Genomic DNA, 340 nt, shown 5'->3' with positions numbered 1-340 from the left:
AAATTAATGAGTCAAATTCTATTGAGTTGAGCGTTAGGTTCTTTTCTTGAAACAGAGGTACATTACTTTGGCTTTCTCTTTGGCAGGAAAAAATGAAAATTCCGATAACAACTAAAACAAACTTATTCATATAAATAAACATCATTAAAAGGCTAGGGAAATTCCTAGCCTTTGGATTAAACAATAAATCAATCTGGGCAATTTGAAGTAGATGCAGAACAATCCCCTTGGCCACATCGCGGCCTAAATGAAATTAAATTTCCTCCATAGCAGCCATCAGCTCTGCATCTACAAAGATTTTCCTCAGGCGTAGATGGCCATTCCGGTATCTCAATTGTTT

The 340-nt window shown here is 36.2% G+C and carries 1 protein-coding gene; it reads right to left on the bottom strand.

Annotated features, from left to right (window positions below; all coding sequences use genetic code 11):
• Positions 1-235, bottom strand: a 235-nt coding sequence (locus ACNKXV_RS13695; protein WP_417908282.1) for a hypothetical protein, incomplete at its 3' end; no start/stop codon positions are given.
• Positions 236-340: the final 105 nt, after the last annotated feature.

The organism is Christiangramia aquimixticola (assembly GCF_048285835.1).
In the GTDB taxonomy this organism is placed as follows: Bacteria; Bacteroidota; Bacteroidia; order Flavobacteriales; family Flavobacteriaceae; genus Christiangramia; species Christiangramia aquimixticola.
The sequence above is the reverse complement of the archived record's forward strand: the minus strand, read 5'-3'. Positions and strand labels throughout refer to the sequence as shown.